At 61.8% G+C, this 9,412-nt stretch carries 11 protein-coding genes and 2 pseudogenes; 4 read left to right on the forward strand and 9 right to left on the reverse strand.

The annotated features are described in order from the left end of the window. The 6 genes and pseudogenes from PQR02_RS38540 to PQR02_RS38565 all read right to left on the reverse strand — a co-directional run. Window positions 1–291, reverse strand: a pseudogene (locus tag PQR02_RS38540) (hypothetical protein); the annotation flags it as partial. A 33-nt stretch (window positions 292–324) separates the two neighbouring features. After that, entirely contained in the window at window positions 325–2,274 is a 1,950-nt protein-coding gene (locus PQR02_RS38545; RefSeq protein ID WP_408243079.1) for a putative bifunctional diguanylate cyclase/phosphodiesterase, read from the reverse strand. A 425-nt stretch (window positions 2,275–2,699) separates the two neighbouring features. Further along, on the reverse strand, window positions 2,700–3,053 hold the full coding sequence (locus tag PQR02_RS38550; RefSeq protein ID WP_408243087.1) for a GlcG/HbpS family heme-binding protein: 354 nt from the start codon (window positions 3,051–3,053) through the stop codon (window positions 2,700–2,702). Between the two features lie 47 nt (window positions 3,054–3,100). Beyond that, the gene (locus tag PQR02_RS38555; protein ID WP_149671271.1) at window positions 3,101–3,412 is read right to left on the reverse strand and encodes a hypothetical protein; all 312 of its coding nucleotides are present in this window, start codon (window positions 3,410–3,412) and stop codon (window positions 3,101–3,103) included. A 136-nt stretch (window positions 3,413–3,548) separates the two neighbouring features. Then, complete coding sequence (locus tag PQR02_RS38560; protein ID WP_408243080.1) at window positions 3,549–3,878, reverse strand: SDR family oxidoreductase; 330 nt, start codon at window positions 3,876–3,878, stop codon at window positions 3,549–3,551. Window positions 3,879–3,961: 83 nt separating this feature from the next. Continuing rightward, window positions 3,962–4,657: an alpha/beta fold hydrolase gene (locus tag PQR02_RS38565; RefSeq protein ID WP_408243081.1), complete on the reverse strand. Its 696-nt coding sequence runs from the start codon at window positions 4,655–4,657 to the stop codon at window positions 3,962–3,964. Between the two features lie 202 nt (window positions 4,658–4,859). Between PQR02_RS38565 and PQR02_RS38570 the strand changes: the two genes are divergently transcribed. After that, window positions 4,860–5,462 carry a CGNR zinc finger domain-containing protein gene (locus PQR02_RS38570; protein WP_408243082.1) on the forward strand — a complete coding sequence of 201 codons (603 nt, stop codon included), beginning with the start codon at window positions 4,860–4,862 and terminating at the stop codon, window positions 5,460–5,462. A gap of 97 nt (window positions 5,463–5,559) precedes the next feature. Then, a complete protein-coding gene (locus tag PQR02_RS38575) occupies window positions 5,560–5,904 on the forward strand; it encodes a TMEM175 family protein (RefSeq protein ID WP_408243083.1) in 345 nt (114 codons plus the stop codon). 270 nt (window positions 5,905–6,174) lie between these two features. Here PQR02_RS38575 and PQR02_RS38580 read toward each other — a convergent pair whose 3' ends face one another. From PQR02_RS38580 to PQR02_RS38590, 3 genes and pseudogenes are all read right to left on the reverse strand, one after another. Beyond that, complete coding sequence (locus PQR02_RS38580) at window positions 6,175–6,591, reverse strand: hypothetical protein (RefSeq protein WP_408243084.1); 417 nt, start codon at window positions 6,589–6,591, stop codon at window positions 6,175–6,177. A gap of 39 nt (window positions 6,592–6,630) precedes the next feature. Further along, window positions 6,631–7,073 (reverse strand): annotated as a pseudogene (locus tag PQR02_RS38585) (M30 family zinc metallopeptidase). An 11-nt stretch (window positions 7,074–7,084) separates the two neighbouring features. After that, entirely contained in the window at window positions 7,085–7,606 is a 522-nt protein-coding gene (locus PQR02_RS38590; RefSeq protein WP_408243088.1) for a M30 family zinc metallopeptidase, read from the reverse strand. A 242-nt stretch (window positions 7,607–7,848) separates the two neighbouring features. On the opposite strand from PQR02_RS38590, the gene PQR02_RS38595 reads away from it, so the two are divergent. Beyond that, on the forward strand, window positions 7,849–8,118 hold the full coding sequence (locus tag PQR02_RS38595; protein WP_408243085.1) for a MoaD/ThiS family protein: 270 nt from the start codon (window positions 7,849–7,851) through the stop codon (window positions 8,116–8,118). Between the two features lie 96 nt (window positions 8,119–8,214). Further along, entirely contained in the window at window positions 8,215–9,387 is a 1,173-nt protein-coding gene (locus PQR02_RS38600) for a WD40/YVTN/BNR-like repeat-containing protein (RefSeq protein ID WP_408243086.1), read from the forward strand. The last annotated feature ends 25 nt before the right edge of the window (window positions 9,388–9,412 follow it).

A 9,412-nucleotide genomic window follows, 5' to 3' on the forward strand; every position in this document is an offset into this window, starting at 1 on the left:
TTCATCGCCATTTACATAGACCGTAAACGACTGCAAGTACTTCGCTTTCTTCTGCGGATTTTCGATCGTGTCCCGAGTCCATTGATAGAGCGGATAGTTTTCCGTCCCCAGTCTTTCCGCCTCGCTGACGTAATCGGCGAACGCATCGAACTGGCATTTCAACGTTGCGCCGTGTCCGCGCAGAACGTCGCGCAGCGCGGCATGCGCCGCATAGGATGAGTCGGCGCGCAACGCGTGCGCCAGTTCAGGCGAGACGGTGATCCTCAACTGAAATTGCAATGGCGCGGTCATGTCTACCTCGATGATCTACTTCGACGCGGGACCTCAAGGCCGCGCGCTCGCGGTCTTGTTCACGGAATGCTCGGACGGGTTCGCCGCGATCTGCTCGATCTCGCTGCCACGCAGCGGCCTGCCCAACAGAAAGCCTTGCGCGTGCGTGCATCCGCACACGCGCACGAAATCCAGTTGCTCCTGAGTTTCGATCCCTTCCGCCGTGGTCGGCATGCCGATTTCGCGCGCCAGCGCCACGATCCCACGCACCACCGCCGCGGATTCGCGGCCATGCACGGACTCCTTGACGAACGAGCTGTCGATCTTCAGCTTGTCGAACGGAAAGCGCACCAGGGTCGACATGGTCGAAAAGCCGGTACCGAAATCGTCGAGCGCAAGGCCGATGCCCAACGCGCGCAACCTCGCGACGTTGCGCCGGGTCACGGTGTCGTCGTTCAACAGCACGGTCTCCGTCACCTCGATGTTCAGGCGCTCCGGCGGAAGCCTCGTCCTGCGCAGAATCGCCGCGACTGTCGATGCAAACGATTCCTCGCGCAACTGCACCGGCGACACATTCACGGCCACCGCGACCTTGTCCCGCCATGTCGCCGCTTCCGAGCACGACTGCAGCAACGCCCATTCGCCCAATGCGAGGATGAGGCCCGTGCGTTCGGCCGTCGGAATGAATGCGGCCGGGGAAAGCTCGCCGCGGGTCGGATGAGTCCAGCGCAATAGCGCCTCGCGGCCGGAGACCGCGCCGTCGCTGAGATCGACAATTGGCTGATACTCCATGCGCAAACCATTGAACGACTTCAGCGCACCTTCAAGGTCACTGCGCAGCAAGCTCAGGTTTTCATCCGACACGTGCTTGTCGGCATCGAAAACGGCGAACGCGCTTTTGCCGCTGCGTTTGACCGCATATAACGCGCGGTCCGCGCAGATCAGCAATTGCGGTCCCGTCTTTGCGTGCTCCGGATAGAGCGAAACACCGACGCTCGCGCCGATATGCACGAGCGCTTCGCTCAAGGCGAACGGCCGCGCGAGTGTCTTGACGATGCGGTCGGCCAGCACACGCATCTCGCGCACCTGGCTCATCCCATCGGCGATGGCGACGAATTCGTCGCCGGCAAGGCGTCCGACCAGATCGCCGCTCGGTAGTATTTCACGCAAGCGGCTCGCCACCTCCTGCAGAATCTGATCGCCCGCTGCATGGCCCAGGCTGTCGTTGATCGCCTTGAAGCCGTCCAGATCGATTAGGAGAACAGCGAACGGTTGATCCTCACGCAAGGCGCCCATTTCCGTGCGCTCCAGCAGCAGTTCGCTGATGCGCGCGCGATTGGGCAAGCCGGTGAGGCTGTCCTGACGAGCCAGGCGGTGGCTGTTCTCACGCGCCAGCAGCAATGCGACGGTATCGCGATTGCTGCGCAGCGCCACGGTGAAGAAACCGGCGGCGCAGAACGGCGCTTGAAACAGCAGCACGAGCTTGCCATTTCCGGGCGACAGCGCCGCACCGAGACCCAACAGGCTGAGAATGAAGGAAATCTGCAACAGCGCGAGCCGGGGTGTACCCGCATTCCGTCCGGCCAATCCGCCTATCACACCCACCGCGCAAACGTTGCCGAGCAGAAAAAGCGTCTGGCTTCCGCTGATATTGCACAGCAATGTGCCGAAGCCGAATAGCACGCTCCATAGCAGGCTCGCCAGTAGAAACGCTGAGGTCGGCGTCGGCCGGTCTTCCGAGTTGCGCGCACGGCATAGCCAGATCAACGTGAGACGCGCGATCAGCAAGGCGACGACGGCGATGCCCCACGCGGCGTAAAGCGGAATCGGATACAGATAGAAAGCGGTTGCGCACACGCTGATTTCGCAAATCGACGCGAATATTATCGAAGCGGTTCGCGTGAATAAATGCGCGAGCAGAATCTGGCGGTTGTCTGGGCTCAGATTCTGAGCGGAGGACACTACCCATTTGAAAAATGGAGACCTTGGTTCGCTGAAAGCCATGACCTGCGCATTTGACGGTTAGTGGAATCAAACGGGTATGCGCGGCAATTATTACGTAAACTTAAAGTACCAGGTTAATTCACGGCTGTGATTGTGTGCGGCATAGAGCGCACGGGCAAAGAAAGAGGGATATCAATTGGACTACCCGAAAACGGTTCGGACAGAAGCGAATCGTGCGATGTTTCTTCGGGAACCGATGGCCGTTCAACTGTGACGCGGCTACATAACTGAAGTGTTGTTTTTCGACGTAAAGCGCGAATGTGGCGGTAATGGCTGTGATGCAATGCGGTAATGGCTGGCTTTCGATATTAATTACCCGATTGCCACATCAGCGTGGCCAGCTTTTCGAATCGGGCTGTGGGCAACGTATTCGCATAGCCCACAGCATTTACCGGGAGGTCGATTGGCGACGGCTGCGGTTGCCGCTATCGCAAAGCATCCGCGCCTGCCTGCGCAACCTGAGCGTCCTGCTCGGACTGCATTCCCGACACCCCGATCGCACCGACTACCGCGCCGTCGAGGATCAGCGGAATGCCGCCGTCGAGCGGCAGCAGATTGGACATGCCCAGCAGACGCAAATGGATGCCCGCTTGCGACATCGCGTCCTGGAAGAACTTGCTCGGACGGCGAAAACGCACCGCCGTTTCCGCCTTTTGACGAGTGGAAGTGGTGCTGGCCGGGTTCGAGCCGGAAGCAGCGCCCGTCCATCTGGTGTGGGCGGCGGGACGATCCTTGCCCCGCCGCGTCAGGGCGCTGATTGATTTTCTGGCAGAGAATATCGCAGCGCGGGCGCTATAGGCGCGCGGAAACCTGACCGCCGAACGCGCTACGGATTGCCTTTGAGCGTGAACGGCGCCAGCAACGCCTGCACGTCGACTTGCTGCCCCTGCAGAAGCAGCAGCCTCGCGTGAAGCACCATGTTCTCGAGAACAAGCTTGGCGGTGCTCAGCAGGTACAACGCGTGGATGTCCGACACCGGCATGTTGCACGCCTCGACCGTGTGATGGCGTTCGACGAGTGAAGTCATGACGAGCCGCCGCAGTTCCTGCTCGCCAAACGGCAGATCCGCATAGTCGATCGGGTCATCCGCTTCGACTTCCCGCAGCATGTCCACCAGCGTTTCGGTGCTTACTTGCATATGTCCGCTCCATGTCGTCGTCAAGGACCAGCATCGCCCGGCTTCGTCATCCAGCGCACTCAGACTACCGCGTCAATTCGTCCGAGTCCAGCTTGAATGGTCAGACATGCAACGCGGCAGCATCGTGAGACACGGTTCAAATCGACTTGACTTCACCAGCGTCCATTCTCAACGTCGAGCCCGTCATCCAATGCGCGGCGGGCGAAACGATGAACGCCATCAACTCGGCGATCTCGTCGGGCGTGCCATAGCGGGCAATGCCCGCTTCGGCGGGAAACTTCTGCGTCGCCTCTTCGACGCTCATGTCATGCAGCGGCGCCCAATGCTCCAGGTAGGAGCGCCGCCGGCCGGTCATCACTGGTCCGGGCAATACGCTGTTGACCTGTACATCATCGGTGATGCCGCGGTCCGAGAAGGCTTTTGCGAGCGCGACGATGTCGACATGGCGATAAGAGATGGACGACATGACTTTCCTCCACATAGGAACAAGATTGATTGAGCAATGAAAGGCTCAGAGTGATTGACTGCACGACGGCGTTGCCGGCCTCCTCAACGAGCCGACACCGCTTGCGCCGCTTCGACGATGAGGTCGGTCACGGTCTGCGCCGCCGTGACGATCGGCGCATGATCGGCGTCGCACGAATGCACTTCGGCGCCCATCCGCTGCGCCATGAAATGTTGCGTGGCGGGGCTGATCATTCGGTCCTCTTCGGCGACGAGGAACCAGCTCGGCCGGTCATTCCACAGTGGCCGCGCGACCTTTTCGCCGATGCACGCCGCAGCAATCGGACGCTGAAACGCCGCAAGTAATTGCACCTCTTGCGCTGTCGCGTGTTGCGCAAAAGCGGCGGCGAACGCGGCTTCCGGCAGCCATATCAAGCCATGCGAATCAGGCGCCAGCTTCGGCGCCTGCGGATGCGTTTCGCCGCGATAGAACACATCGGCGACGGTCTCCCCTTCGTCGGGTGCGAGCGCGGCCACATAGACCAACGCTGCGACGCTTTCCGCGCGGACCGATGCGATCACTGCTCCCGCATACGCGTGGCCTGCCAGCACGACAGGACCTTCGATCCGTTCGAGCGTTCGATCGAGCGCGGCCACGTCGTCGCCTAACGAAGTCAGCGGCAACGCAGCCGCAATCGCGTTCATACCGCGCGCTTTCAGACCGTGGATCACCTTGCTCCAGTTCGATCCATCCGCCGATGCGCCGTGCACGAGCACCACATTCACCTCACCAACGGACATGTCCCTCTCCTCTGAAGAAAGCAGCCTCCTGCTGCGGCCCACGTGCATCCATCAGGGCTTACTAACGGTAACCTGTTCGATTCTATTAATCAGGTTACTGATCTTGTACGTAACTTGTCAACCGTGTATTTACCGGTTACACTTTCCCATTTCGTTTTGCTTTCACACGTCAGATGGACTACCGTCAAATCCCCCCCTATTCGTGGCCGACGCGCCGGGCCTGGACTTTCTGAACTCGGTCGCAACGCCGGTCGACGAGGAAGTCGACTGGATCAGCGACGGCGCGGGTCTGCTGGCCTGGCTGGAACAGGCTGGAGTCGCGTCTCGCGGCGTAATCGCGCCAGTGCGTGCACGGTCCACCGCCGCCGAACTCGACGCGGTCGCGGCCCGGGCGCGCGAGTTGCGCGAGTGGTTCAGGGCCTATGTTCAGAAACGCAAGGGCCGCTCGCTGGTCGCCAAAGACCTGCGTGATCTTGGGCCGCTGAATCAATTGCTCGAACGCGATGAGCAGTACGGGCAAATCGTGGCGGATGTCGCGGACGGTGCAGTGAGCTTTGAATTACGTGCCAACCGGCGCTGGAAATCGGCGGAGTCGTTGTTGATGCCGATCGCCGAGTTGCTGGCGAGGTTGGTGTGCGAGGAAGACTTCGCGCACGTCAAGGCGTGCGAAGGTCCACGATGCACGTTGATGTTTGCCGATCACACGCGCGGTCATGCGCGCCGCTGGTGCAGCATGGCGATCTGCGGTAATCGCGCGAAGGTTGCGGCTCACCGCGCGCGTCTCAAGGAACAGAAGAACGGCTGACATGACGGCGGCGGTGAACCGCACAGCCGCCTGCCTGCGAGTGTCTGCCCTGTGCGATCAAGTTCGATCAACGTCTTGCTCAAAGCGGGGGGACGCCATGCACGAAGTCAAGCTAACCGCGGAACGGCTGACCGCATTTTCCGATGCGGTCTTCGCCGTGATCGTGACCATCATGGTGCTGGAACTCAAGGCGCCGGACCAGCCGGCATTCTCGGACCTGTGGCCTCTGTGGCCGCAGGCCGTCAGTTATGCGGTGAGCGACCTGTTCATCGTCATTATCTGGATCAACCATCATCACCTGATGAGGTTCGTAGGTCCGCCGACGCTGGGTCTGATATGGATCAACTTCATCCATCTCTTCTTGGTCTCGCTTCTGCCCTTCGCCACTGCCTGGGTTGCGCGCACGCAATTCGCGTCGTCGCCCGTGGTGTTTTATGCATGACTGTTTGTCTGCATCGACATCGCCTACAACGTTTTCGAAAGGCAGGTGTTGTCGGGCGCGGATGCGAGCCTCGTGCCGGTGCGCATGCGTCGCGCGGCCAGGTCAAGATCGCTTGTCGTTCTTGCGGGGTTCATCAGCGCCATGCTGGTTGCAATCGTTGCGCCGCGTGTCGGTTTCGGCGTGATATGCGCGGCGCTGATGCTTCATTTGCGCCCGGACGTGTCGGGCAATCGGCGGTGAGTCCTTTTCGCGAGGCGCCACCCGTGAAGTTCAGCGAGCGGTCGCCTCGTCCGTCGCCGTGACCGATTCGACCAGGACGGCGGGCAGTCTGGAAGGCCCGGCGGTTTCCGCCACCCGGCCCCTGACGTGCACGACCCGGTTCTGCAACCGGCCCGCGGTCACACGGTCCACGCCCACGAGTTGCCACATATGCTTGCCGTCGGAGACGACGGGGTACGTGAAGGGCTCGTTACCGCGAAGGGTCAATGTGCCGCGCATGTCGACCCGATCGCCCGTATGCGCTGTTCCCGCACACGCGGTGACGGCACACAGAACGAAAGCGGCAAGAAGAAAGTTTCGGAGCATGGCAGCGACGTGAGCCTGTACAAATGCGTTATCGGAAACCCGTGGATGCGCGCCCAGCATGCATGAAAAAAGCCGTCCCTGGAAGGGGATGGCTTCATGCATCAGGCCGACGCAAGGCAGTCGCGATGTTGCGCCGCCGCGTTACTGCACGACCACCGACAACGTCACACCGGGCGGGAGCGTCACCGTTTCCGGGTAGGTGCTCGCGACATGTGAGCGCACGGCCGGGAAGCTCGCGTACCCCAGCAGGACGCCCGGCGAAGCCGACGGCAGCGCGCGGGCCATCTTCGACGGGTCGATGGAAGGCAGCGTGAAGCCGCCTTCCGCGCGCGATGCGAAGCCGTACTGTGCCATGCTCGCCCCGAGCGGCAACTGCGCGCAGGCCGCGACGGTGAAGTGACGCAATTCCTGCGCGACGCTCGAGTCCGGACGAACCTGCTTGATCGCGTCATTCAGAATGTCCAGCGATGCCGTCGCGCTTTTGTCGTTCAGCAGGCCTTGTAGAACGTGAGGCCAAGCTGCCGGTTCAGGAATCCGCCGAACGAGCCGTTGGTCGTATAGCTGTCGCATATCACGTCGCCCACGTGCCATGTCGTCAGACCGCAGGTATAGCTGCCCTGGTTATGTACGTCAGATAGCTGATGAAGCGGTCGTCGCGAACGGAGTTGTAGGTCGGGTCGATGTTGAAGCTGACCCAGTCCTCCATCATCATCGCCGACATTTCGTCGAGCCACGTGTCGTACGCGTACTGCATACCCATCAGCATGTCGCGGCGGTAGAAGTTCTGCATATGCGTGCTTTCATGCTCCATCACGGTCTGCATCGTCTTCATGCCGACGGTGCCCGCCAGATACAGCGTCTCCGAATCCAGATACAGCGACAGGTCCGCATTGCTGTAGGCCGTCGCGCCAGAGCCCTGATTCACGAAGTTGTTGATCCCCCAAAAATAGCCGACTGTGCTGTACGGCCGCGAATCGTGGTTGAAGTTCGCGACGACGAGGTCGATCGGTTGCGATGCGCCGATCAGGCCGGTCACGTTCACTGCGCCCCAGAACGGACCGCCGATGCCGGTGACCATGTCGTACACGCCGCCCGTGCCGACGTAGTTCTGCAGCAGGCTCGACCCTTACTCACATAAGCTGTTAAGGTCATAACGGCGAGTTTCTTTCGGCCATGACATTCGACGAGTTCCTGACGATAGACCGCGTTTTGATCGTGACAGGACGCGGCGCTGAAAACATGCCGCTTTGGTGATGAACCGGGGCCCGTCGTCTGATGCATGGCGATGCCCCGAAGCACCCGACGAATCGCCTAAACTAAAGAACCCGGCTACAACCATTCCCCCGACGTTACCCCGCCATGGCGCACATCTTCTTCGCTGCTTCGATTCAGCGTCATATCCCAACGCCCGAGCGCGAGATCGACGCGCGCACGCTCGGCGAAGCGCTCGAGGCCGTCTTCGCCGAGCAACCTCGACTGCGCGGCTACATCCTTGACGATCAGGGTTCACTGCGGCGGCATCTCACCGTGTTTGTCGACGGCCAAAGGGTGCGCGACCGACAGCATCTGTGCGACGCGCTCGGCGAGCAAAGCCGGGTTTACGTCGTACAGGCGCTGTCGGGCGGATAAGAGGGTTCCATCCGTGTACCCGAGTTTTGCATGGGACCGAAGTAAGCGCTAAGGCACCCATTCCGATAGACATCTGCTCAACAGGAGACACTCGACATGAGCGATCGATTGTTTGTCGCAACCCGCAAGGGACTGTTCATTTTGCAAGCCGATGGCGAGGGCGGCTGGAAGCTCGGTGAGCCGCATTTCGCCGGCGAGCCGGTGAGCATGGTGCTGCCTGATCCGCGCGACGGAACGCTATATACCGCGCTCAATCTCGGCCACTTCGGGGTGAAGCTGCATCGCCGGCGCGCGGGCATGGCGGATTGGGAAGAGTGCGGGGTGCCCGTCTACCCGCCGCAGCCTGCCGAAGAGACGCGTGCCGGTGACGGCGCGAACGCGAGCATGAACGCGGATGCAGACACCAGCGCGGACAATGCGAGCGCCGCCGCGCCCAGCCCGCCGCCCGTTCCCTGGACGCTTCAGCAAATCTGGGCGCTCGAAACCGGCGGCCCGGACGAGCCGGGCGCCTTGTGGGCGGGCACGATTCCCGGCGGGCTCTTCCGCTCCGACGATGGCGGCGACACATGGGTGCTCAGCCGTGCGCTGTGGGATCGCGCGGAGCGCCGCGAATGGTTCGGAGGCGGCTACGACGCGCCGGGCATCCATTCCGTGATGGTCGATCCGCGCGACAGCCGGCACGTGACAATCGGCGTATCGTGCGGCGGCGTGTGGCAAACCACCGACAGCGGCGCGACCTGGCGCGTGACTGCCGAGGGCATGGAGGCCGACTACATGCCGCCGGAGCGGCGCGGCGATGCCAATGTGCAAGACCCGCACCGTGTCGTGCAATGCGCGGCGAATCCCGATGCGCTGTGGACGCAACATCACTGCGCGATCTTCCGCTCGACCGATGGCGCGGCGCACTGGCAGCGGATCGAAGCGCAACCATCGAGCTTCGGCTTCGCGGTTGCCGTCCATCCGCGCGAGCCAGACACCGCGTGGTTCGTGCCCGCCGTGAAAGACGAGTGCCGGATTCCGGTGGACGGCCGGTTCGTCATCACGCGCACACGCGACGGCGGCCGTACGTTCCAACGCTTCTCGAACGGGTTGCCGCCGGCACCGGCGTATGACCTCGTGTATCGGCACGGGCTCGCTGTCGATGACACCGGCATGCGTCTCGCGATGGGGTCGACCACCGGCTCGCTATGGACGTCCGGCGATGGCGGCGAAAGCTGGCAATTGATTTCAGCGCATTTGCCGCCGGTTTATTGTGTCCGGTTTGGATGAGCGCGGGGACCGGCTAGTGAGACAT

The organism is Paraburkholderia sediminicola (assembly GCF_046026895.1).
Taxonomy (GTDB): domain Bacteria; phylum Pseudomonadota; class Gammaproteobacteria; order Burkholderiales; family Burkholderiaceae; genus Paraburkholderia; species Paraburkholderia sediminicola_C.

Bases quoted from the DNA above. Each gene is read 5' to 3' on its own strand.
- PQR02_RS38545 (WP_408243079.1), bottom strand. From the start codon at position 2,274: ATGGCTTTCAGCGAACCAAGGTCTCCATTTTTCAAATGGGTAGTGTCC.
- PQR02_RS38555 (WP_149671271.1), bottom strand. From the start codon at position 3,412: ATGCAAGTAAGCACCGAAACGCTGGTGGACATGCTGCGGGAAGTCGAA.
- PQR02_RS38560 (WP_408243080.1), bottom strand. From the start codon at position 3,878: ATGTCGTCCATCTCTTATCGCCATGTCGACATCGTCGCGCTCGCAAAA.
- PQR02_RS38565 (WP_408243081.1), bottom strand. From the start codon at position 4,657: ATGTCCGTTGGTGAGGTGAATGTGGTGCTCGTGCACGGCGCATCGGCG.
- PQR02_RS38575 (WP_408243083.1), top strand. From the start codon at position 5,560: ATGCACGAAGTCAAGCTAACCGCGGAACGGCTGACCGCATTTTCCGAT.
- PQR02_RS38580 (WP_408243084.1), bottom strand. From the start codon at position 6,591: ATGCATGAAGCCATCCCCTTCCAGGGACGGCTTTTTTCATGCATGCTG.
- PQR02_RS38595 (WP_408243085.1), top strand. From the start codon at position 7,849: ATGGCGCACATCTTCTTCGCTGCTTCGATTCAGCGTCATATCCCAACG.
- PQR02_RS38600 (WP_408243086.1), top strand. From the start codon at position 8,215: ATGAGCGATCGATTGTTTGTCGCAACCCGCAAGGGACTGTTCATTTTG.